Annotated in this window: 18 protein-coding genes and 1 pseudogene; 15 read left to right on the forward strand and 4 right to left on the reverse strand. The window is 64.5% G+C overall.

The window, feature by feature from the left end; translation table 11 throughout:
* Positions 1-31: 31 nt before the first annotated feature.
* Positions 32-4,081 (forward strand): phosphoribosylformylglycinamidine synthase, encoded by a 4,050-nt coding sequence (gene purL / locus KKQ75_RS04220; RefSeq protein WP_213360544.1) that lies wholly within the window; start codon positions 32-34, stop codon positions 4,079-4,081.
* Positions 4,082-4,147: 66 nt separating this feature from the next.
* On the opposite strand, the gene KKQ75_RS04225 is transcribed toward purL, so the two are convergent.
* Both KKQ75_RS04225 and KKQ75_RS04230 read right to left on the reverse strand, forming a co-directional pair.
* Positions 4,148-5,272: an LD-carboxypeptidase gene (locus tag KKQ75_RS04225; protein WP_213360547.1), complete on the reverse strand. Its 1,125-nt coding sequence runs from the start codon at positions 5,270-5,272 to the stop codon at positions 4,148-4,150.
* Positions 5,273-5,420: 148 nt separating this feature from the next.
* A pseudogene (locus KKQ75_RS04230) lies at positions 5,421-6,032 on the reverse strand (cation diffusion facilitator family transporter); the annotation flags it as partial.
* Positions 6,033-6,125: 93 nt separating this feature from the next.
* On the opposite strand from KKQ75_RS04230, the gene KKQ75_RS04235 reads away from it, so the two are divergent.
* The 9 genes from KKQ75_RS04235 to KKQ75_RS04275 all read left to right on the forward strand — a co-directional run bounded on the left by KKQ75_RS04235 (position 6,126) and on the right by KKQ75_RS04275 (position 14,491).
* Positions 6,126-6,401, forward strand: a complete 276-nt coding sequence (locus KKQ75_RS04235; protein WP_213360553.1) for a metal/formaldehyde-sensitive transcriptional repressor — start codon at positions 6,126-6,128, stop codon at positions 6,399-6,401.
* Between the two features lie 267 nt (positions 6,402-6,668).
* The gene (locus KKQ75_RS04240) at positions 6,669-8,015 is read left to right on the forward strand and encodes a sodium-dependent transporter (RefSeq protein WP_213360555.1); all 1,347 of its coding nucleotides are present in this window, start codon (positions 6,669-6,671) and stop codon (positions 8,013-8,015) included.
* Positions 8,016-8,018: 3 nt separating this feature from the next.
* Positions 8,019-9,029, forward strand: a complete 1,011-nt coding sequence (gene dusA / locus KKQ75_RS04245; RefSeq protein WP_213360559.1) for a tRNA dihydrouridine(20/20a) synthase DusA — start codon at positions 8,019-8,021, stop codon at positions 9,027-9,029.
* A 13-nt stretch (positions 9,030-9,042) separates the two neighbouring features.
* Entirely contained in the window at positions 9,043-9,780 is a 738-nt protein-coding gene (locus tag KKQ75_RS04250; protein WP_213360562.1) for an AzlC family ABC transporter permease, read from the forward strand.
* Positions 9,777-10,115 (forward strand): AzlD domain-containing protein, encoded by a 339-nt coding sequence (locus KKQ75_RS04255; protein WP_213360563.1) that lies wholly within the window; start codon positions 9,777-9,779, stop codon positions 10,113-10,115. Before KKQ75_RS04250 ends, KKQ75_RS04255 begins: the two co-directional genes overlap by 4 nt.
* Positions 10,116-10,354: 239 nt before the next feature.
* Positions 10,355-12,454: a 3-hydroxyacyl-CoA dehydrogenase NAD-binding domain-containing protein gene (locus KKQ75_RS04260; RefSeq protein ID WP_213360564.1), complete on the forward strand. Its 2,100-nt coding sequence runs from the start codon at positions 10,355-10,357 to the stop codon at positions 12,452-12,454.
* A 32-nt stretch (positions 12,455-12,486) separates the two neighbouring features.
* Entirely contained in the window at positions 12,487-13,662 is a 1,176-nt protein-coding gene (locus KKQ75_RS04265) for an acetyl-CoA C-acyltransferase (RefSeq protein WP_213360565.1), read from the forward strand.
* A gap of 35 nt (positions 13,663-13,697) precedes the next feature.
* Entirely contained in the window at positions 13,698-13,979 is a 282-nt protein-coding gene (locus KKQ75_RS04270) for a Dabb family protein (protein WP_213360566.1), read from the forward strand.
* Positions 13,976-14,491, forward strand: a complete 516-nt coding sequence (locus tag KKQ75_RS04275) for a PaaI family thioesterase (RefSeq protein WP_213360567.1) — start codon at positions 13,976-13,978, stop codon at positions 14,489-14,491. The genes KKQ75_RS04270 and KKQ75_RS04275 overlap by 4 nt, the downstream gene beginning before the upstream one ends.
* Before the next feature lie 39 nt (positions 14,492-14,530).
* On the opposite strand, the gene KKQ75_RS04280 is transcribed toward KKQ75_RS04275, so the two are convergent.
* Positions 14,531-15,049, reverse strand: coding sequence for a hypothetical protein (locus KKQ75_RS04280; RefSeq protein WP_213360570.1), 519 nt, complete (start codon positions 15,047-15,049; stop codon positions 14,531-14,533).
* A gap of 235 nt (positions 15,050-15,284) precedes the next feature.
* Here KKQ75_RS04280 and KKQ75_RS04285 point away from each other — a divergent pair, with 235 nt between their 5' ends.
* The 4 genes from KKQ75_RS04285 (at position 15,285) to KKQ75_RS04300 (ending at position 19,996) form a co-directional block, all read left to right on the forward strand.
* Complete coding sequence (locus KKQ75_RS04285; RefSeq protein ID WP_284069724.1) at positions 15,285-17,681, forward strand: Tex family protein; 2,397 nt, start codon at positions 15,285-15,287, stop codon at positions 17,679-17,681.
* Positions 17,682-17,732: 51 nt separating this feature from the next.
* On the forward strand, positions 17,733-18,089 hold the full coding sequence (locus KKQ75_RS04290) for a DsrE/DsrF/TusD sulfur relay family protein (protein WP_213360575.1): 357 nt from the start codon (positions 17,733-17,735) through the stop codon (positions 18,087-18,089).
* Positions 18,090-18,323: 234 nt separating this feature from the next.
* On the forward strand, positions 18,324-18,587 hold the full coding sequence (locus KKQ75_RS04295) for a helix-turn-helix transcriptional regulator (RefSeq protein ID WP_213360577.1): 264 nt from the start codon (positions 18,324-18,326) through the stop codon (positions 18,585-18,587).
* Between the two features lie 17 nt (positions 18,588-18,604).
* Positions 18,605-19,996: a HipA N-terminal domain-containing protein gene (locus KKQ75_RS04300; protein ID WP_213360579.1), complete on the forward strand. Its 1,392-nt coding sequence runs from the start codon at positions 18,605-18,607 to the stop codon at positions 19,994-19,996.
* Between the two features lie 6 nt (positions 19,997-20,002).
* On the opposite strand, the gene KKQ75_RS04305 is transcribed toward KKQ75_RS04300, so the two are convergent.
* On the reverse strand, positions 20,003-21,046 hold the full coding sequence (locus tag KKQ75_RS04305) for a YgfZ/GcvT domain-containing protein (protein WP_213360581.1): 1,044 nt from the start codon (positions 21,044-21,046) through the stop codon (positions 20,003-20,005).
* A 72-nt stretch (positions 21,047-21,118) separates the two neighbouring features.
* Between KKQ75_RS04305 and mltG the strand changes: the two genes are divergently transcribed.
* Positions 21,119-22,099, forward strand: coding sequence for an endolytic transglycosylase MltG (gene mltG, locus KKQ75_RS04310; protein WP_213360583.1), 981 nt, complete (start codon positions 21,119-21,121; stop codon positions 22,097-22,099).

Raw genomic sequence — 22,099 nt, forward strand, 5'->3', positions numbered from 1 at the left:
CAGCGGCCTCATGTCCACTGCGTCCACCCCCATGCAAACATTCATCACATCCTTCGAGGGCGGCAATGCCCTGACCGCGTTTCGTGCACGCCAGTTGCTGAACCAGATCCAGGCGGTGGCGCCGGGTGTGCAGGCCATCAGCGCGCGCTTTGCCCACTGGGTGGAAAGCGATACCGAACTCGATCCCGCCAGCCGCACCTCGCTGGAGCAATTGCTGACCTACGGCGAGGCCTACAACGAGCAGGGCGCTGCCAACACCACCCTCGTCGTCACCCCCCGCATCGGCACCGTGTCGCCCTGGGCGTCCAAGGCCACCGACATTGCCCGCAACTGCGGCCTGACCGAAACTGCCGGTGTGCGCCGCGTGGAGCGTGGCACCGAATACTTCCTGCACGGCGCCAGTCTGAGCGACAGCGAACGCGAAGCAGTGGCGGCTTTGCTGCACGACCGCATGACAGAAAGTGTGTTGCCTTCGCTCGACGCCGCCAAGGATCTGTTCACCCACCTCCCGGCCGCTCCCATGGAGCAGGTCGACGTGCTGCAGGGCGGCCGCGCGGCGCTGGAAGTCGCCAACAAAAACTGGGGCCTGGCCCTGGCCGATGATGAAATCGACTACCTGGTGGATGCCTTCACCACGCTGCAGCGCAACCCGACCGACGTCGAGCTGATGATGTTCGCCCAGGCCAATAGCGAACACTGCCGCCACAAGATTTTCAATGCCGAGTTCACCATCGATGGCGAGAAGCAGGTCAAGTCGCTGTTCGGCATGATCCGCAACACCGAGCAGGTGTCGCCGCAGCACACCATCGTGGCCTACAGTGACAACGCCGCCATCATGGAAGGCCGTAACAGTGAACGTTTTGTGGCCAATCGGGATACTTGCGAAGGCATGGCCTACGCAGGCGAAGAGGTGCTGCAGCACGTGCTGATGAAGGTCGAGACGCACAACCACCCGACGGCGATTTCTCCGTACGCGGGCGCAGCCACCGGCGCCGGCGGCGAGATCCGCGACGAAGGCGCCACCGGCCGCGGCTCCCGTCCCAAGGCCGGCCTGACCGGTTTTACCGTCTCCAAACTGTGGGACGGCATGAGCGATCAGCCCGGCGGCAAGCCGGCGCATATCGCCAGCCCGCTGCAGATCATGATCGAGGGCCCGCTTGGCGGCGCCGCCTTCAACGACGAATTCGGCCGCCCGAACCTGGCCGGTTACTTCCGCGAGTATGAGCAGACCATCGTCAGCAGCACTGCCGATGGCGTGCAGGTACGCCAGATGGGCTACCACAAGCCCATCATGATTGCTGGCGGCCTGGGCTCCATCGACGCCACGCAGACGCACAAGATCATGTTCCCGGCCGGCACCCTGCTGGTGCAGCTCGGCGGCCCCGGCATGCGCATCGGCATGGGCGGCGGCGCGGCCAGCTCCATGAGCAGCGGCGCCAACGCCGCGCATCTGGACTTCGACTCCGTGCAGCGCGGCAACCCCGAAATCGAGCGCCGTGCCCAGGAGGTGATCAACCACTGCTGGGCCATGGGCGACAACAACCCGATCCTGGCCATCCACGACGTGGGCGCCGGCGGCCTGTCCAATGCCTTCCCCGAGCTGGTCAACGACGCCGCACGTGGTGCCCGTTTCGACCTGCGCCAGGTGCCGCTGGAAGAAACCGGCATGGCGCCCAAGGAAATCTGGTGCAATGAGAGCCAGGAACGCTACGTCATGGCCATCGCGCCCGAGAGCCTGGCCAAGTTCCGCGCCCTGTGCGAGCGCGAGCGTTGCCCGTTTGCGGTCGTCGGCGTCACCACTGAAGAGCGTGAGCTGAAGGTGGGCGACATCGATCTGGAGACTGGCGCTGCCGCCAGGGAAGGCCAGCAGCCGGTCGATATGCCGATGAACGTGCTGCTGGGCAAGCCGCCCAAGATGCAGCGCAATGTGCAGACCATCCAGCACAAGGGCATGCCGCTGGACGTGAGCGATATCACCCTGCAGGACGCCGTGATTCAGGTGCTGAGCCACCCGACCGTGGCCAGCAAGCGCTTCCTGATCACCATCGGCGACCGCGCCGTGGGGGGCCTGACGCACCGCGACCAGATGGTCGGCCCCTGGCAGGTACCGGTGGCCGATGTAGCCGTGACCCTGACCGATTACTCTGGCGTGGCCGGCGAGGCCATGAGCATGGGCGAGCGCACCCCGCTGGCCGTGCTCGATGCTCCCGCCTCTGGTCGCATGGCCGTGGCCGAAGCCATCACCAACCTGCTGGCCGCGCCGATCGAACTGTCGCGCGTCAAGCTCAGTGCCAACTGGATGGCAGCCTGCGGCGAAGCCGGCGAAGATGCCGCGCTGTACCGCACGGTCGAGGCCGTGGGCATGGAACTGTGCCCGCAGCTGGGTGTTTCGATTCCGGTGGGCAAGGACTCGCTCTCCATGCGCACGCAGTGGCAGGATCCGACGGCTGAAGGCGCCGCCCAGAGCCGCAAGGTGGTATCGCCGGTGAGCCTGATCGTTTCCGCTTTCGCCACAGTGGACGACGTGCGCGGCACGCTCACGCCGCAACTGAACAACGAGGAAGCCGAAACCCATCTGCTGCTGGTCGACCTGGGCCACGGCCAGAATCGCATGGCCGGCAGCATTCTGAGCCAGGTGCTGGGGCAGGGCGGCGACGTGGTGCCGGATCTGGATTCTCCGCAGGATCTGGTGGAACTGGTCAAGGCCATCAACCAGCTTCGCAGCGAAGGCAAGATCCTGGCCTACCACGACCGCAGCGACGGCGGCCTGCTGGCGGCCGTGGCCGAAATGGCCTTTGCCGGCCATGTGGGCGTGGCGCTGAATATCGACATGCTGATGAGCGCCGGCGACGGCGTGAGCGACAGCCGCATGGACAGCGGCGAGAGCAAGAACTGGGCGCAGCAGGTCAGCGGCCTGCGCCACGAGCAGACGCTCAATGCCCTGTTCAACGAGGAACTCGGTGTGGTGCTGCAGGTGCGCAGTGCGGATCGCAGCGCCGTCATGCAGGTGCTGCGTGAGCACGGTCTGGGCGCCAGCAGCCATTTCATCGGTACCGTGCGCTCGGACGCCTCCGCCATGGAACTGGGCAAGGGCCAGCTCTCCATCTGGCGCGATGCGCAGCAGATCTTCGCGGCCGACCTGTTTGACCTGCATCAGGTCTGGGACAGCGTGAGCTGGAAAATCTGCCAGCTGCGCGACAACCCCGAGTGCGCAGACAGCGAGCACGCAGCCGCCGGCGTCAAGGAAGACCCGGGCATGCACGTGCACCTCACCTTCAAGCCTGAAGCACCTGCGGTGCATACCAGCCGCCCGCGCGTGGCCGTGCTGCGCGAGCAAGGCGTTAACTCGCACATCGAGATGGCCTATGCCTTCGACCGTGCCGGTTTCCAAGCCTTCGACGTGCACATGACAGACCTGCAGTCCGGCCGCGTCAAGCTGGCCGACATGCAGGGCGTGGTGGCCTGCGGCGGCTTCAGCTACGGCGATACCCTGGGTGCCGGTGTGGGCTGGGCGCGCTCCATCACCTTCAACCCGATGCTGCGCGACGCCTTCGCCCAGTTCTTCGGCCGCAATGACACCTTCGCGCTGGGCGTGTGCAACGGTTGCCAGATGTTTGCCGAACTGGCCAGCATGATCCCGGGTGCCGAGCACTGGCCGCGTTTCACTCACAACCAGAGCGCACGCTTCGAGGCGCGCCTGAGCATGGTCGAGGTACTGGAATCGCCCAGCATCTTCCTGCAGGGCATGGCCGGCAGCCGCCTGCCGATCGCCGTGGCGCATGGCGAAGGCTATGCCAACTTCACGGTGCAGGGCAACGAGAACCAGGTGCTCAAGGCCATGCGCTACGTGGACAACCACGGCCAGCCGACCGAGGTCTACCCGTTCAACCCCAACGGCAGTGCCGGCGGCCTGACGGCCGTAACCACCGCCGATGGCCGCTTCACCGCCATGATGCCGCACCCCGAGCGCGTGTTCCGCCAGATCCAGATGAGCTGGACCGATCCGAAGCAGGCGGGCGACCGCAGCGGCTTCAGCCCGTGGATGCAGATGTGGGTGAATGCGCGCAAGTGGGTGGTGTGACCTGCCCGTTGCGTAGTCCGTGAAACAGGAGCCGGCGAGAGTCGGTTCTTTTTTACATGCGTCTGGTCATTCGACCGGCTCCTGGGGCAAGGTTTGCCTCTGAGATGGCGTGATTCCTTCTGGCACCTCAAGCAGGGAGGGCAGGTTCAATTGGGATGTTTCCAGGATCGGATGGCCTGAAAACCGCACGCTATATCCTTGAGCGCCGGTTTGCAGCGCCGCAGGATAACCCAACGGCACCGTTACCTTGTCCCGAATATGCCCCGACGGGAACCCTGTCAGCACAGGCAGCCTGGTCAGGCGCCGCAGCGTATCAATCACCGTATCCAGATCGTAACTCTCGTCATACAGGTCGCGTTCCTTGCTCAGCCGAAAAGTGCCGAAAACGATGGCCTGCTGCTGTTTGAAAACTCCGGCCAGATACAGTGTTTGCAGCATCCGCTCGATGCGATAAGGCTGCTCGCCGACGTCCTCCACAAACAGAATGCCTCCTGGCACGTTCGGCAGCCACGGGCTCCCTGCCAGCGACGACAGCACGGACAAATTGCCGCCCCACCAAGTGCCGTGCAGCTTGAGCTGCCTTTCCACTGGCGCCGTAACGTCGATCTGCAACTCGCGGCTGGTCACCGTCCGGATGAACTGCTGCAGCGTATACAGGCTGGGATTCGGGCTGCCGAATTCACTGTAGAGCAGGGGTCCGGCGAAGCTGCCTGTTCTGCCCTGAGCCAGCAGCGCGAGTTGCACGGCACAGATATCGCTGTAGCCCAGCAGCAGTGTCCCAGCCTCGCGCATGCGGCCGCCCAGGGAGACCCAGTCGATGTGCGGCAGCAGGCGCATGGCGCCATACCCGCCGCGTGCGCCCAGCAAAACCTTCGGCACAGGCGCCCGCCCGCCGGCCACATCTTGCAGATCAGCAATCCGTTCGATATCCGTGCCGGCAAAGCGCTGGTGGCGGCGATAGAGTGCCTGGGTGTTATCCAGCTTGAAACCGGCGGCAAGCAGGCGATTGATTCCAGTGTGGATACGTTCCGGGTCCGCGAGGTAGCCAGAGGGCGCAAAGAATCGCAGCAAGTTGCCGTTCTCCGCCCCCGCTGCAGCCGGCGTGCGGAGCGCAAGCGTACCTCCCAGCGCCAGGGAAAGGCCCGAGCGCAGAACGGAGCGGCGAGTGGGAAAGAGGCGGTCTGGATGCATCGGGCAGGCACAATGGATGCGGAAGTTTCAGCTATCCTACACTGTCGTCAGGAATCGCCATGCGACCAGGCACCCTGATCACCAGCTTCGCTGGCGCTCGTGCGAGCACAACTTCCGGGCGGGCAGGGCATTCCCCCGGCCGCGACTTGCCGGCAAACAGCGCCACGATGGCCAGCACAGAAGTTGCGGCGTCGGTCAGCACATGGATGTAGGCGGCATGCAGGTTCAGATCATGGTGCTGTGCGCCATGAGCATCGTGCCCATGCCCATGGTCGTGGTCGTGGTCGTGTCCCCCATGCAGTAGCTTGGCGCATACAAGATTCACCCCCAGCCCGATGATCGCCACCGTGATCGCTTCGTTGTAGTGAATCGCCACGGGATTGAGCACGCGCTCCACCGATTCATACAGCATCAGCGCAGCAATCCCGAGCAGCAGCAGGGCACTGGTGTAGCTGGCGAGCACCTCCACTTTCCAGGTGCCAAAGGCAAAACGCGGATCGGCTGCATGCCTGCGCGCGTAAGCGTAGGCGAAAGCGGCAAGCCCCAGTGCGATGGCGTGTGATCCCATGTGCCAGCCATCCGCCAGCAGCGCCATGGAGCCATACCACCAGCCTCCGACAATCTCCGCCACCATCATCACGATGGTGAGCCACATGGCCAGCCGGGTGCCACGTTCCGCCAGCGGATTGCCGGTATCAAAGCAATGCCCGTGTTTGCAGGGCTGGCGCACGGGGGTGGAAGAAGTGGAAGAGAGGGACATATGCAATGCAGAAGCGGGCAAAGCGCTAGTGAAAAATAGTATACCCCCCTATACTATTTCTGCAGATCCGAAAGGGCTGCTAAGATGCCCGCCATGAGCCACACAGTTTCCGACAAGAAGCGCCTGCAGGCGCGCGTGCGCCGCATCGAAGGGCAGGTGCAGGCGCTGGGCAAGGCGCTCGACTCAGAGGCCGAATGCATGACGGTGCTGCAGCAGATTGCGTCCATCCGTGGCGCTGTCAATGGCCTGATGCTGCAGGTGCTCGAAGGGCATATCAGCGGCCACATGAGCGACCCTGACGCTAGCGTGCAGCAGCGCGAGGCCGACACGGAACAGTTGCTGGAAGTGCTGCGCAGCTACCTCAAATGACCGACATCGTGGGACTATCGTTTGCTTGGGGATACTGCCTAGGGTTTCCTCTCGGGCCCCTGGGCTAAAATGTCGGCCACCCGACGCTTTGGCCACCATCCCGGCCAAGGCACGGTAATTGCCTGATCTGCCTCCACGGCACTGGCCTATTACCAATTTTTTCTCCTCCCGCAAACTTGCGACTGCGCGCTGCAGGCTATCCCTGCAGCCGTGCGACGGCATTTGCCGGGCTTTGCATCCACGAGATCAAAGAAAGGTTCCAGCATCATGACATCCACTCATGCCCAGTGGGGCTCGCGGCTTGGCTTCATCCTGGCCGCTACCGGCTCTGCCGTCGGCCTCGGCAATATCTGGAAGTTCCCCTACATGACCGGCGTGAGCGGCGGCTCGGCCTTTGTCATCACCTATCTGCTGTGCATTGCGCTGATCGGCGTGCCCATCCTGGTGATGGAGTGGCTGATCGGCCGTCGCGCGCAAAAGAACCCGATCCAGGCCATGGAGCACGTGGCCGTGAGCGAAAACCGCTCCCGCGGCTGGAAGTGGCTGGGCATTTCCGGCGTGCTGGGCGCCTTCCTGATCCTGTCGTTCTACAGCGTGATCGGCGGCTGGGCGCTGGACTACCTGCTGCTCACGGGTAGCGGTACGTTCAGCGGCATGACGGGCAAGGAAACCGGCGCCGTGTTCGAAGGTTTCCTCGCCAACTCCAACAGCCTGCTGGTGTGGCACACGGTCTTCATGGCGCTGACCATGGGCATCGTCGCCATGGGCGTCACGTCCGGCCTGGAGCGCGCATCCAAGATCATGATGCCGGCGCTGGTCGTCGTGCTGCTGATCCTGGTGGCCAACGGCATTCTCGCCACCGACTCCTTCGGGCGCACGCTGCAGTTCCTGTTCACGCCGGACTGGTCCGCCGTGAATGGCAACGTGGTGCTGGCCGCACTGGGCCATGCCTTCTTCACGCTGTCGTTGGGCATGGGCATCATGACCGCCTATGGCGCCTACCTGGGCAAGGATGTGAACCTGCTGGGCGCGGCACGCACGGTAGTGCTGCTGGATACCTTAATCGCGCTGATGGCGGGCCTGGCGATCTTCCCGCTGGTGTTCTCGCACGGTCTCGAGCCCAGCTCCGGCCCCGGCCTGATCTTCGTGACGCTGCCCATCGCCTTCGGCAACATGCCGGCCGGCACGCTGCTGGGTACGCTGTTTTTCATCCTGCTGACCTTTGCCGCGCTGACGTCCTCCATGTCGCTGCTGGAGCCGGTGGTGGCGCTGCTGGAAGAGAAGACCCCGCTCGGCCGCAAGTCGGCCACCCTGCTGGCGGGTAGTGTGATCTGGCTGCTGGGCGTGGCCTCGCTGCTGTCCTTCAACCACTGGAGCGATGTGCAGATCATGGGCAACAACATCTTCGACTTCCTGGACAAGCTTACCAGCAAGTTCATGCTGCCGCTGACCGGCCTGGGCATCATCATCTTCGCCGGCTGGTTCATGAACCAGGAAAGCATCCGCAAGGAACTGGGCCTGGAAGGCACCGGCTACACCATCTGGAGCGTGGTCAGCCGTTTCGTGGCACCGCTTGGCGTGATTGCGGTGTTTGTCAGCATGCTGCTGGGGTAATACATGGGTGAGCGTCCGCGCCTGGCCACTGCGCCGCTGTTGGATGTTTCCGACCGGCACGCCCGCTATTTCTGGCGGCTGCTGAGCAAGAACGCCTTGCTCTATACGGAGATGATCAACCAGGGCGCCATCACGCGCGGCGCGGCCGACAGCCATCTGCGCTACAACGCCGAGGAGCATCCGGTGGCGCTGCAGCTTGGCGGCAGCGATCCGGCCATGCTGGCCGAAAGCGCGCGCATGGGCGAGCAGTGGGGTTATGACGAGATCAACCTCAACTGCGGCTGCCCGAGCGAGCGTGTGCAATCCGGTGCCTTTGGGGCCTGCCTGATGCGCGAGCCGGATCTGGTGGCCGATTGCGTCAAGGCCATGCAGGACGCGGTGCAACACGTGCCGGTCACGGTCAAGCACCGCATCGGGCTGGACAAGGACGAGAGTTACGCCATGGTGCGCGATTTTGTCGGCACGCTGGCGGACAGTGGCGTACAGCACTTCATCGTGCATGCGCGCAATGCCTGGCTCAAGGGCCTGAGCCCCAAGGAAAACCGCGAAATCCCGCCGCTGCGCTACGACGTGGTGTATCGCCTGAAGCAGGATTTTCCGCAGCTCGATATTTCACTCAACGGCGGCGTAACGACTGCGGAGCAGATCCAGGAACACTGGCGCCACGTCGACGGCGTGATGATCGGCCGCGAGGCCTGGCACAACCCGTGGTCACTCACCCGGTGGGACGGGTTGATGGCCGGCGAACCAGACCGCGCCGTCACGCTCACGCGCGACGAGGTGGAACTGGCCATGGTGGACTACATGGAGCGCGAAGCCGCCCGGTACGACACCTGGTGGTATGCCGTGGCCCGCTGCATGCTGGGCCTGCGCCACGGCCAGCGCGGGGCGCGGCGCTGGCGCCAGGTATGGAGCGACCATCGCCTCAAGAGTGCACGTGCGCGCGAGGTGTACGACCTGGCGCAGAAGGCATTACACTCGTCGCCGCCGGCGCTGGAGCAGGACGCGGACTGACGCGCACGCCCTCATGTCTGCACGTATTCACTTTCCCACGGTCGGCAAGGGGCTGACGGACAGCCTGTCGATCGGACTGGGCTATTTTCCGATTGCCGTCTCGTTCGGCCTGGCCGCGATCCAGGCGGGTTTCGCTCCCTGGCTGGCGATTCTGGTCTCGCTCACCGTGTACGCGGGCGCTGCCCAGTTCGTGCTGGTGGCCCTGGCTGCGGCCGGGGCAGGGGCCTTTGGCATCATTTCCACCGTGCTGCTGATGAATGTGCGTCATCTGTTCTACGGGCCGTCCGTTCTCGACAAGCTTGGCAGTACGCGCCAGCGCCTGCCTTTGCCGGTTTTGGCTTTCGGCCTGACGGACGAAGTCTATGCCACCTCCATCGGCCGGCTGGACCGGATCGCCCCGGAGCAGCGGCAGGACTGGTATCTGGGCATGCAACTGGGCGCCTATGCCTCGTGGGTGTCGGGCACGGCAGTCGGTGCCTTGCTGGGTCACCAGCTCGGCCAGCAGGCACCGTGGCTGCGCGAGACGCTGGATTTCGTGCTGCCTGCGCTGTTCTTTGCCTTGCTGCTGGAAATCCTGCGCCACACGCGTTTGCGCGTTACGCTTGGGGCTATGCTGGCCACGGCCGTCCTGCTGTGGTTGCTGCCGGGGCATATCGCCATGCTTGGCGGACTGGCCAGCGGCGCCATTCTGGGCGCGTGGGATGGCGCGCGTGATCCTGATCCGGCCACCGAAGCGGAGGGCGCACCATGAACACCGCCAACCTGTGGTGGATCATCCTGCTCTGCGGCCTGGGGACCTTCGTGCTGCGCCTGTGGCCCATGCGCTGGCACCAGGGGCGGGGCGACGAGGCCATGCAGCCCTGGCTGCGCGGAGCCTTGCAGGCACTCGGCCCGGCGGCCATCGGCGCCTTGCTGGTGGCTTCGCTCTGGTCGCAATGGCAGTGGGGGCAGCCGGTCTGGCCGCTCGCGCGGGTGCTGCTGTCCCTGCTGGCCATCGTGCTGGCGCGCCGTGTCGCCGGCGGTGTTGCACTGCCGACGCTGGCGGGGATTCTGGCCTACGGCGGTCTTTCCTACGCGCTCGCCTGAGCCCTTGCTCGGGCTTTCCCGAGTCCGGCAGAGTGCACTACCTCCGTAGAGCCCGGCGCAAGTCGCGTTCTTTCGTACTCCATGGGTTTACCCTTGTAGGGACTTCACATTTAATGTGCGATTTCTCCCCTACAATCGGCTGAAAATAAAACGACCGTACTTTTCTGCTTGTCGGCAGATGCGGTTTTCCGTTCCGTCTGCCGCAGGGAAGACGGAACTCCAGCCGGAGACTCACTTCCATGACAGCGCATTTCGCCAAGCGCGGCCCGGTGGCCGTCATCACTCTCGACAACCCGCCCATGAACGGGCTGGGCCTGGCCACCCGCAAGGCCTTCATGCAGGCCCTGCAGCAAGCCGAACAGGACGCAGACGTCCGGGCCATCGTCATCAATGGTGCAGGCAAGCAGTTCTGCAGCGGGGCAGACATCAAGGAGTTCGGCACCGATCTCGCCTTTGCCGAACCCAACCTGCACACCATGATCCACGCGGTCGAGCATGCCACCAAGCCTGTCGTGGCGGCCCTGCATGGACTGACCATGGGCGGCGGCCTGGAACTGTCGCTGGGCTGCCATTACCGCGTGGTGGCGGCCGGCACGCAGATTGCTCTGCCCGAAGTCAAGCTCGGGCTGCTGCCTGGCGCAGGCGGCACGCAGCGTCTGCCGCGTGTGCTGGGGGTGGAGCCGGCACTGAACATGATCATCACGGGCAACAGCGTGCCCGCCGAGATGCTGGCCCAGGCTCCGGGCCAGAAGCTGTTCGACAAGCTGGTCCCCAGCGCAGAGACCCTGCTGCACGAAGCCGTCGCCTTTGCCGAAAGCATCGCCGACGTGCGTCCGCTGCCGCAAGTGCGCCAGCTGCCTTGCGCCCATCCGCAGGGCGAAGCCTATTTCCAGTTCGCCCGCAACATGGCGCGCGGCATGGCCAAGAACCTCCCCGCACCCGCCAAGTGCGTGGACGCCGTGCAGGTCGCCACGCAAACCCGCCTGGACGAAGGTCTGCTCAAGGAGCGCGACCTGTTCCTGGACCTGATGATGACGCCCGAATCGCGTTCGCTGCGCCATCTGTTCTTCGCCGAGCGCGCCACCAGCAAGATTGCCGACGTTCCGGCCGACACGCCGCTGCGTCCGGTGCAGAAGGTCGGCATCATCGGCGCCGGCACCATGGGCGGCGGCATTGCCATGAACTTCCTCAACGCCGGCATCCCGGTGCTGCTGCTCGAAATGAAGCAGGAGGCGCTGGACCGCGGTGTTGCCACCATCCGTGGCAATTACGAAGCCCAGCTCAAGAAAGGCAAGCTCAAGGCCGACAAGCTGGAGCAGCGCATGGGCCTGCTGCACACCACGCTTGACTACGCTGATCTGAAAGACGTCGATCTGGTGATCGAAGCCGTATTCGAGGACATGGGCGTGAAGGAGCAGGTGTTCCGCAAACTGGATGAAGTCTGCAAGCCCGGCTGCATCCTGGCCAGCAATACCTCCACGCTGGATCTGAATCGCATTGCCTCCTTCACCCATCGTCCGCAGGACGTGGTGGGCCTGCATTTCTTCAGCCCCGCCAATGTGATGAAGCTGCTGGAAGTGGTTCGTGGCGAACAGACTGCCAAGGACGTGCTGGCTACCGTCATGGCTCTGGCCAAGAAGATCCGCAAGATTGCCGTTGTCTCCGGCGTGTGCGACGGGTTCATCGGCAACCGCATGGTCGGCGAGTACCTGCGCCAGGCCGGCTTCCTGCTGGATGAGGGTTGCACGCCGCAGCAGGTCGATCGCGCGCTGGAGCAGTTCGGCTTCCCGATGGGCCCGTTCCGCATGTCCGACCTGTCCGGCAACGACATCGGTTGGGCCATCCGCAAGCGCCTGTATGTCGAGCGCCCCGGCTACCGCTTCAGCGGCACCGCCGACAAGCTGTGCGAAATGGGCCGTTTCGGCCAGAAGACCGGCGCCGGCTGGTACGACTACGCTGCCGGCAAGCGCGACGCGCAGCCAAGCGCGCAGGTCAACCAGATGATCGAGGACCATCGCAAGGAAAAAGGCATCACGCCGCGCAAGGTGAGCAATGACGAAATCGTCAAGCGCCTGGTGCTGGCACTGGTGAACGAGGGCGCACGCATCCTCGACGAAGGCATTGCCAGCAAGTCCGGCGACATCGACATGGTCTACATCGCAGGCTATGGCTTCCCGATCCACCGCGGCGGCCCCATGCACTACGCCAACGAACTGGGCCTGAACCAGGTACTCACGGCCATGCGCGACTTTGCACGCAACCCGCTGGACGATGCCGAATTCTGGCAACCCGCCCCCTTGCTGCAGCGTCTGGTCGCCGAAGGCAAGCAGTTCGCCTGACCCATAAACAGAACAACGAGGAGATTTTTGCCATGACCTCTGCCGTCATCGTATCCACTGCACGCACCCCGCTGGCCAAGAGCTGGAAGGGTTCCTTCAACCTCACGCACGGCGCCACGCTGGGCGGCCATGTGGTGCAGCACGCCGTCCAGCGCGCCGGCATCGACCCTGCCGAAGTGGAAGACGTGATCATGGGCTGCGCCTTGCCCGAAGGCGCCACCGGCGCCAACATTGCACGCCAGATCGTGATTCGCGCCGGTCTGCCGGATTCCGTTTCCGGCATGACGGTGAACCGCTACTGTTCCTCGGGACTGCAGACCATTGCGCTGGCCGCACAGCGCATCATCGCAGGGGAGGGCAGTGTCTATGTTGCCGGTGGCCTGGAAAGCATTTCCTGCGTGCAGCAGGAGATGAACCAGCATATGCTGCAGGACCCGTGGCTCGCCGCAAAGCGCCCCGACATCTACCTGAACATGCTGCAGACTGCCGAAGTCGTGGCCAAGCGTTACGGCATCGCGCGCGAAGCCATGGACGCTTACGGCGCCGTCAGCCAGCAGAAGGCCTGCGCCGCTCAGGCAGCCGGCCTGTTTGAGGCCGAGATTGCGCCCATCACCGTCACCGCCGGCATTGCTGACAAGACCTTGGGCCTGATCACGCGCGAAGTCACCGTCAGCAAGGACGAGGGCCTGCGTGAGGGCACCACGCTCGAAGCCGTCGCCGGCTTGCGCTCCAGCCTGCCGGGCGGCACCATTTCCGCCGGCAACGCCAGCCAGTTCTCTGACGGTGCCGGTGCCTGCGTGGTGATGGACGAGAAGCTGGCCGAACAGCGTGGCCTGCAGCCGCTGGGCCGCTTCCTCGGCTTTGCCGTGGCCGGCTGCGCGCCCGACGAAATGGGCATCGGCCCGGTGTTTGCCGTGCCCAAGGTGCTGGACCGTCTGGGACTGAAAGTGGACGATATCGACCTGTGGGAACTGAACGAAGCTTTTGCCGTGCAGGTGCTGTACTGCCGCGACCGCCTCGGCATTCCCGAAGATCGCCTCAACGTGAACGGCGGCGCCATCGCCGTCGGCCACCCTTACGGCATGAGCGGTCAGCGTCTGGTGGGCCATGCGCTGATCGAGGGCAAGCGCCGTGGCGCGAAGCGCGTTTGCGTCACCATGTGCATTGGTGGCGGCATGGGGGCTGCGGGCGTGTTCGAAGTGCTGTAAGCTGTGCGCTTTTCTGCACTTCGTTACCGCACACCATGATCAAGCACATCGTCATCTGGACCCTGCACAACCCCGCCGACGCACCGCGCATGAAAGCGCTGCTGGAAAGTTGCCGCAACGTGGTGCCCGGCATCCTCGCGCTGGAGGCGGGCATCCGCACCGACGGACTGGAGGCCAATGCCGATGTGGTGCTGTATTCGGCCTTCGAAAGCAGGGAAGTGCTGGACGCCTACCAGGAGCATCCGGATCACATGGCGGTGAAGGCGCAAGTCAAGCCGCTGTGTTCCAGCCGTACCGTGGTGGATTACGAGGTATGAGCGGCGGGCACGACGTGTCCGCCGCGGCACCTGCTGGCGACAGCCTGGCGAAGCAGCCCGAACGCATCAACGTGCCCCATATACCCTTCGTGGAACATCTGGGCATCGTCACGGAAAAATCAGCCAACGGCGAATCCCTGTTGCGCTACACCCCGCAGCCGGAGCACCTCAATTCCTTCAACGTGGTGCACGGTGGCGTCTGCATGACCCTGCTTGATGTGACGCTCGCCGCCTCGGCGCGCTGCCTGGAGCCCAATATGGGCGTGGTCACCATCGAGATGAAGACCAGCTTCATGCAACCGGCACAGGGCACGCTGATTGGCAAGGGCCGCCTGATCCACCGCACCGCCACCATGGCGTTTACCGAAGGCACGCTCTACAACGAAGCGGGCAAGCCGTGCGCACATGCCACCGGCACATTCAAGTTCGTGCGCAAGCTGGCCGTGGGCAGCAAGAAGGCGCAGGAACTGCACCTGCCGAAAGAGTTGGATCAGGTAATTTCTTCTGACTGATTTCGGGATGCGGGCTTGCTTGCCCGCCCCAAGCCAGACTCAGACGCGCGGCGTCACGTCCTCGACTGTCCGGGTTGCCGTAGGTCGCACACGACCCTCGAACCGGTCTTCCAGTTCGCCCATATAGGCCGCAAGCGTATTGCCGCTGCTGTCGACTTTGGCGCTCACCTCCTGCTGGAGCGTGGCCATGCGCTGCTCGAACCACTGTTTCAGTTCGTTCTGGCGCGTCTTCGAGTCGGCCTCGATCTGGTCGATCACGCCGCGCAGTTCGGTAAAGCGGCTGATTTCGGCCTTGTTGGCCAGCTCGCGCTGGGCGTTCAGTTCCTTGGTGTGGTTGCGCGATTCCAGCAGGGACGCGGTCTGCAGGGTGACGGCATAAACCAGGAACAGGATCACCGCCAGCCCCAGAATGCCCAGCATCACCAGGCCGAGCGGCCCCTGCACCTCGGACATGCCCAGATTCAGCGTCGTCTGGCGCGACAGCTCGCCCCAATTCAGGGCCACGAAAGCCGCGACGAGGATGAAAAAGATGATCATCAGAATGGTGCGGTTGCGCATGGTGTTCTCCTTGTGCCTGTGGCCAGCCTTCTGGTGACCTTTCGGGAGAATATAACGGATGCAGGGCCGCTGAAACAATGCCTCCGGAGCAAGGTGCTACGGCACGTGAACTTGTGCCTGTTTTTGTATCCTGCTCGCACGCCAGCGAGTGGCTGCATTTGTGGCACACTGGTGCGTTTTTCGGACAGTGAACCACGCGAACTGCGAGTGAACGGTGGTTCTGAGGATGCTTCCAGTGCAAAAAATCATCGAACAAATCGCCAGTGAAATCAAGGTGCTGCCACGTCAAGTTCAGACTGCAGTTGAACTTCTGGACGGCGGCGCAACCGTGCCCTTCATCGCCCGCTACCGCAAGGAAGCCACCGGCGGCCTGGACGATGCGCAACTGCGCGAACTGGAAACCCGCCTGTCCTACCTGCGCGAACTGGCCGACCGCCGCGCGGCCGTGCTCAAGAGCATCGACGAGCAGGGCAAGCTGACGCCCGAACTGCGTGCGGCCATCGAGATGGCCCCCACCAAGCAGGAGCTGGAAGACCTGTACCTGCCTTACAAGCCCAAGCGCCGCACCAAGGGCCAGATCGCGCGTGAATTCGGTATCGAACCACTGGCCGACAAGCTGTTTGCCGACCCATCGCTCGACCCGCAAGTCGAGGCGCAGGCCTTCGTTCAGGCCGAAAAAGGTGAGGGCGGTGAAGACTTCACCACCGTGCCGGCTGTGCTCGACGGTGTGCGCGACATCCTGAGCGAGCGCTGGGCCGAAGACGCTGCGCTGGTGCAGAACCTGCGCGAATGGATGTGGCACGAGGGCCTGTTCCAGAGCAAGTTGATGGCCGGCAAGAACGAGAATGACGCCGAAGTGGCCAAGTTCCGCGATTACTTCGACTACGACGAGCCGATCGGCCGCGTGCCGTCGCACCGTGCCCTGGCGGTTTTCCGCGGCCGCGCACAGGACATCCTCGACGCCAAGCTGGTCCTGCCCGACAGCATCCTGCCCGAAGGCGAAAAGCCCAAATTGGGCCAGCCCAGCCTCGCCGAGGGCAAGATCGCCCTGCATCTGGGCTGGAGCCACCAGAACCGCCCGTCCGACGACCTGCTGCGCAAGTGCGTCGCATGGACCTGGCGCGTCAAGCTGGCCCTGTCCATCGAGCGCGACCTGTTCGCCCGTCTGCGGGAAGAGGCCGAAAAGGTCGCCATCAAGGTGTTTGGCGACAACCTGCGCGATCTGCTGCTGGCTGCACCGGCCGGACAGAAGTCCGTCATGGGCCTCGACCCGGGCATCCGCACTGGTGTGAAGGTGGCCGTGGTCGATGCCACCGGCAAGCTGGTCGATACCGCCACGGTGTTCCCGCACGAGCCGCGCAAGGACTGGGAAGGGAGCCTGCATACGCTGGCGCGCCTGTGCGCCAAGCATAGCGTCAACCTGATCGCCATCGGCAATGGCACCGCCAGCCGCGAAACCGACAAGCTGGCGGGTGACCTGATCAAGCTGCTGGACAAGATGGCGGCCTCCAACAACGTCGAGAAGCTGGCCATTCAGAAGGTGGTGGTGAGCGAAGCGGGGGCTTCCGTCTACAGCGCCAGCGAATACGCCAGCCAGGAAATGCCCGATGTGGACGTCAGCCTGCGCGGCGCCGCCAGCATTGCACGCCGCCTGCAGGATCCGCTGGCCGAGCTGGTCAAGATCGATCCCAAGAGCATCGGCGTGGGCCAGTACCAGCACGATGTGAACCAGAGCGAACTGGCACGCACGCTGGACGCCGTGGTGGAAGACTGCGTGAACGCGGTTGGCGTGGATCTGAACACCGCCAGCGTTCCGCTGCTGAGCCGCGTCTCCGGCCTGTCCGCCACCGTGGCCAAGTCCGTAGTGCGCTGGCGCGAAGCCAACGGTGCCTTTGCCAACCGCCAGCAGCTGCTCAAGGTGACCGGCCTCGGCCCCAAGACCTTCGAACAGAGCGCCGGCTTTCTGCGCATCCGGGGCGGCGACAACCCGCTGGACCTGACCGGCGTGCACCCGGAAACCTATCCGGTGGTCCAGCAGATCATCGCCAAGGCGGGCAAGCCGGTGCAGGAGGTGATGGGCCGTGCCGAACTGCTCAAGACACTGCGCCCCGAGCTGTTCGCCAATGAACAGTTCGGTGTCATCACCGTCAAGGACATCCTGCAGGAACTGGAAAAGCCCGGCCGCGACCCCCGCCCGGACTTCGCCGTGGCCCGCTTCAATGACGGCGTGGAAGACATCGCCGACCTGAAGGAAGGCATGGTGCTGGAAGGCACGGTCAGCAACGTGGCCGCCTTCGGCGCATTCGTCGATCTGGGTGTGCACCAGGATGGTCTGGTCCACGTCAGCCAGCTGGCCAACAAGTTCGTCGAGGATGCGCGCGAGATCGTCAAGACCGGCCAGATCGTCAAGGTCAAGGTGCTGGAAGTGGACGTGCCGCGCAAGCGCATCAGCCTGACCATGAAGCTGGATGCCCCCACCGGCAAGCGCGAGCCGCGCGAGAACCGCTACGAGGGCGCGGGTCGCGGCCAGCAGCAACGCCATGGCGGCTATGGGCGCGGCCAGTCGTCACAGCCGCAGGCCACGGCGATGGCCTCAGCCTTCGAAAAGCTCAAGGGGTTGCAGAAGCGGTGATTCATCCTCGCTTGCTATAGTTGGTTCTTTCATTACCAATCAGGAAAACCCATGCAGAACATCCTCTTCATCGTCAACGCCCCGCCGTACGGCAGCGAACTGAGCCTTTCCGCCATGCGCCTGGCCCTGGCTCTGGCCGGCAAGGAGGAGAACAAGCCGCAGATCACGGTGTTCCTGATGTCCGACGCCACCGTCATGGCGCTGCCCAACCAGCAGCATGCCAGCGGCAACACCATGCAGGAAATGATTGAAACCCTGGTGGAGCTGGGCGGTGTGGTCAAGCTGTGCCGTACCTGCGTGCAGAGCCGCGGCCTTCTGGATCTCCCGCTGATCGAGGGTTGCAGCGTCGGCAACCTGGGCGAACTGGCCGACTACACGCTGGCGGCCGACAAGGTCCTGACCTTCTGATGGCACGGCGGGCCCGTGGAGGCCCGCATCTACGGCGCCGGCAGTCGGTCCGGCTAGCGCCAGGGCAGGGCGTATGCCCGGCTTGGCTCCGTGCCGTCATTTCAGCACGAGGCTGCTGACGGGAACATCGCCTTGGGCATCGCCTTCCCTGCGCACGCATGCACACCACCGCTTGTCATTCACCTAACGAATTTGTAAAATAATGTGCATGAAAACCCCGAGCGGGAAATAGATATGCAAAAAGTCGCCTTGCAACCCATAGATTGTCCCCAAGATTTGGGGTTGGCGTTGTACCGGGCACGCAAGGCCTTGGGTCTGACCCAGGCCGACGTGGCGCTCGCCGCGGGTGTCGGACTGCGCTTTGTGGTCGAACTCGAAGCCGGCAAGACCACCGTGCGCCTGAACAAGGTGCTCCAGGTCATCCAGGCTTTGGGCGCGCGCCTGCAGATGCAGGGCGTCCCGCTGGCCGATGACGTTGCCGATACCGACGACGCCTGAACAGACAAGGAGAAGGGATGACCAGCCAAGCGCGTTCCACCATCAGCCTGCAGGTTCTGCTGCACGACGAGCCCGTAGGCCTGCTCACCAATCGTGGAACGCCGGCCAGATCATCCGGCAAGGGCAGTCCGCTGGCCGCGCCCAGCCAGGGCTGGCTGCAGTTCTCCTATGCGCCCGAATGGCTGGAGCGGACGGACGCAGTCCCGCTGTCGCTGCATCTCCCGCTGCAGGACAAGCCTTTCGATCACTGGGCCAGCCACGCGTTTTTCGCGGGCCTGCTGCCTACCGGGGCCTTGCGTCAGGCGCTGGTGAACCAGCTCCATATCGCTCCGGATGACGATCTGGCCCTGCTCGAAGCCCTCGGTGCCGACTGCCTCGGCGCTGTTTCGCTGCGAAAGGCACAAAGCGGGCGCAAGCGCTATGCCATGGATCTGGTCAGCAGCATCCTGCCGGCGGCCAGTGCCGCCCCGCAGTTGCCGCTGTTCGAAGAGGGACAGGCGGAATCCGGCCAGGGGCAGGCCGCAGAACAGGCCTTGCTCCATGCCTGCGGCGAACTGATTCTGGGCCGCGAACCCGCCCACCGTGCCGCCTGGCCCGCCGGCGACACCGTCGTGCCGATCTGGCAGGAGGACGAGGCAGGCACCGCGTCCGAACTGAGCAGCCATGTTTTGTGGATGGCCCCCGGGGGACAGGACGCAGCGCTGCTGCAGCGCGCCTTCACCCTGAAACTGCTGCAGAAGCTCGGTGTGCCGGTGCTGCCGGGCCAGTTGATGCAGTCCGAATCCATCACCACCTTGCTGCAGCTGCGCCCCGATCGCCAGCTGGGCGAGGATGGCTTGGTCACACGCGTGCAGACCGAAACCCTTGGCCAGGCCCTGGGACTGGCCCCCGGAGCCGCCACATCGCGCCAGGCTGCCGGCTGGGCCGCCAGCTTCGCCGTGCTGCGTGAACATGCCCATCCCAGCGTTCTGCCGGTGCTGCAACTGCTCGACATGGTGATCGCCTTTGCACTGGTGGGCGACGCCACGGCATCCCCGCACCGCCTGCTGCTGCAACGCGCGCAAACGTCCGGCAATTGGCAACTGGCACCGCTGTGGGATGTATGCAGCACGCTGGTAGCATCCGCTCCACACCTGCCCGAGCCCAGCCGCATGGCGCTGTCCATTGGCAGGCACAGCAGCACAGGGGCTCCCTCCGACGCTGCCTGGGACGAATTTGCCCAGCAGTGCGGGCTTTCGCCCAATCAGGTGCGCAAGCGCGTGCGCACACTGGCGCAAGCCATGCGTACCGCGCTGCCGCAGGTGCTTGAGGATGAAACCCACGCGCAAGCCTGGCAGCATCCTGCCGTCAGCCAGCTTGCATTGCACCTGCGCGCTCGTGCCGACCAGATGGCACGCAGCGCAGGCTGAAACCGCTCAGATATCTTCCAGCAGGGCGTAGGGCAGGGGCTGCAGCTGCAGTTCCGGGCCGTCCGCAGCACCTGCACGCAAGGTGGCGCGGCCTTGCACGGCATCGTCTGCACAGCTGTTCTGCAGCGAGGCCAGCAGGGCAAAGCCGCCATCCATGGGCGCCACCTGCGCAATGACACCGCAGGGCTCGGGCTCGCCGCCATCGCTGGCAATGCGCCATACATCCTGGCCGGCCTGGGGCAAGGCGGCACCGGCAGCCAGAGCACCCACTGCGGGATGGGCGCGACGCTTGATTGCGCCCCGGAACTGGCTGCGCGCCACCACCTCCTGGCCCGGGTAACACCCCTTCTTGAAGTTCACGCCGCCGACGCTCTCGTAGTTGACCATCTGCGGCACAAAGGCTTCATAGCTTGCCTGGCTCACCGTGGTCACGCCGCTGCGCACTTCCGCCAGCTCCCACAGCGAAGCATCCAGCGGTGCGCCGGCGGGAGCCGGCAGTTCGCTGGCCTGCACGCACAGCGCGCGCGGCAGACGCGCATCGGGTTCTGCGGCCGGATACAGCCACACCAGATGGCGTCCGTCGTGGTAGCGGTAGTCCCACGGCTGCGCGCCGGTGGCGCCCTCGCCCCAGGCCGTTTCGGCCGCTTCGCCCAGCAGGCCGTACAGGGACAGGCCCTCGCCCACTTCTTCCAGCGTGACCTTGCTGCGCAGCACGAACATGCGCAGGCGCTTGAGTACCGTCGCCAGCAGATCCTTGCGGCATACCAGCAGATAGCTCGCGCCTTCCGCATCCTGCGCCGTGCGCAGCGCGACGAAACTGGCCTGCATGCGGCCCTTGGCGTTGCAGAAGGCAGCCAGACGGGCCTGGTCTGGCTGGAGCAGGGCAAAATCGTGGGTGAGCTGCGCCTGCAGGAAGCGTGTGGCGTCCGCGCCCTGGACGCGGATCATGCCCCAGTTGCTGTCGGCGCCGCTGAGCAGCACCACGCCATCGGGGAGCGAAAGGCCGGCCAGCCCTGCTGCCGGAGGAGTCGGATTCGGTACGGAAGTCATGCGTGAATTATCATGTCGTTCCACCCGCTTCCCGGGTGGAACCGTAGAGTCATTGAATAGCAAGGATAACGCGTGCGCAAACTCATCATTACCATCGTGGCCTTCCTGCTGCTGGCTGCAGCCGCCGGCTACTGGTGGAGCGGGCAGCCCCTGGCCCTGAAACAGCCCGTGATCGACCTGCAGGTCAAGCAGGGCGACGGCGCCCAGCAGATCAGTGCCAGTGCCGTGCAGGCAGGCGTGGACACACCTTCCTGGCTGCTCGACCTGTGGCTGCGCATCGGCGGCCGCATGGGCAATTTCAAGGCGGGTGCCTACGAACTGAAACGTGGTGACACCCCGCGCAGCTTCGTCAACAAGCTGATCAAGGGCGAATTTGCCATGCGCAAGGTACGCATCGGCGAAGGCTGGAACATTCGCCAGGTGCGCGCCGCCCTGGCCAAGGCAGAAGCCCTGCGTCACGATACGCAGGACATGAGCGATGAGCAGCTGATGGAGGCGCTGGGCCGTTCCGGCCACCCGGAAGGCATGTTCTTCCCCGACACCTACAAGTACGCCAAGTATTCCTCCGATGTGGAGCTGCTCAAGCTGGCCATGCGCACCATGGATCGCAAGCTCGAAGCCGCCTGGGAAGGCAGGGATCCCGAACTGCCGATCAAGAACCCGTATGACCTGCTCAAGCTGGCCAGCATCATCGAAAAGGAAACCGGCCACAGCGCCGACCGCACACAGGTGGCGGCAGTTTTCAGCAACCGCCTGAAAATCGGCATGCGCCTGCAGACCGATCCCACGGTGATCTACGGGCTGGGCGAGAGTTTTGATGGCAACCTGCGCCGCAGGGACCTGGAAAGCGACACCCCCTACAACAGCTACACGCGCGCCGGCCTGCCGCCCACGCCCATCTCGATGCCGGGCGCCGCCTCGCTGGCTGCAGCAGCCAATCCTGCGGACAGCAAGGCCCTGTATTTTGTGGCGCGGGGCGACGGCACCAGCCAGTTCAGCGAAACCCTGACCGAGCACAACCGCGCGGTCAACAAGTACATCCGCGGCAGGTAA

Source organism: Brachymonas denitrificans (genome assembly GCF_907163135.1).
GTDB lineage: Bacteria > Pseudomonadota > Gammaproteobacteria > Burkholderiales > Burkholderiaceae_C > Brachymonas > Brachymonas denitrificans_A.

Bases quoted from the DNA above. Each gene is read 5' to 3' on its own strand.
- dusA (WP_213360559.1), top strand. From the start codon at position 8,019: ATGGGTGAGCGTCCGCGCCTGGCCACTGCGCCGCTGTTGGATGTTTCC.
- KKQ75_RS04225 (WP_213360547.1), bottom strand. From the start codon at position 5,272: ATGCATCCAGACCGCCTCTTTCCCACTCGCCGCTCCGTTCTGCGCTCG.
- KKQ75_RS04240 (WP_213360555.1), top strand. From the start codon at position 6,669: ATGACATCCACTCATGCCCAGTGGGGCTCGCGGCTTGGCTTCATCCTG.
- purL (WP_213360544.1), top strand. From the start codon at position 32: ATGCAAACATTCATCACATCCTTCGAGGGCGGCAATGCCCTGACCGCG.
- KKQ75_RS04255 (WP_213360563.1), top strand. From the start codon at position 9,777: ATGAACACCGCCAACCTGTGGTGGATCATCCTGCTCTGCGGCCTGGGG.
- KKQ75_RS04235 (WP_213360553.1), top strand. From the start codon at position 6,126: ATGAGCCACACAGTTTCCGACAAGAAGCGCCTGCAGGCGCGCGTGCGC.
- KKQ75_RS04305 (WP_213360581.1), bottom strand. From the start codon at position 21,046: ATGACTTCCGTACCGAATCCGACTCCTCCGGCAGCAGGGCTGGCCGGC.
- KKQ75_RS04260 (WP_213360564.1), top strand. From the start codon at position 10,355: ATGACAGCGCATTTCGCCAAGCGCGGCCCGGTGGCCGTCATCACTCTC.
- KKQ75_RS04250 (WP_213360562.1), top strand. From the start codon at position 9,043: ATGTCTGCACGTATTCACTTTCCCACGGTCGGCAAGGGGCTGACGGAC.
- KKQ75_RS04265 (WP_213360565.1), top strand. From the start codon at position 12,487: ATGACCTCTGCCGTCATCGTATCCACTGCACGCACCCCGCTGGCCAAG.
- KKQ75_RS04275 (WP_213360567.1), top strand. From the start codon at position 13,976: ATGAGCGGCGGGCACGACGTGTCCGCCGCGGCACCTGCTGGCGACAGC.
- KKQ75_RS04290 (WP_213360575.1), top strand. From the start codon at position 17,733: ATGCAGAACATCCTCTTCATCGTCAACGCCCCGCCGTACGGCAGCGAA.
- KKQ75_RS04295 (WP_213360577.1), top strand. From the start codon at position 18,324: ATGCAAAAAGTCGCCTTGCAACCCATAGATTGTCCCCAAGATTTGGGG.
- KKQ75_RS04270 (WP_213360566.1), top strand. From the start codon at position 13,698: ATGATCAAGCACATCGTCATCTGGACCCTGCACAACCCCGCCGACGCA.
- KKQ75_RS04280 (WP_213360570.1), bottom strand. From the start codon at position 15,049: ATGCGCAACCGCACCATTCTGATGATCATCTTTTTCATCCTCGTCGCG.
- KKQ75_RS04300 (WP_213360579.1), top strand. From the start codon at position 18,605: ATGACCAGCCAAGCGCGTTCCACCATCAGCCTGCAGGTTCTGCTGCAC.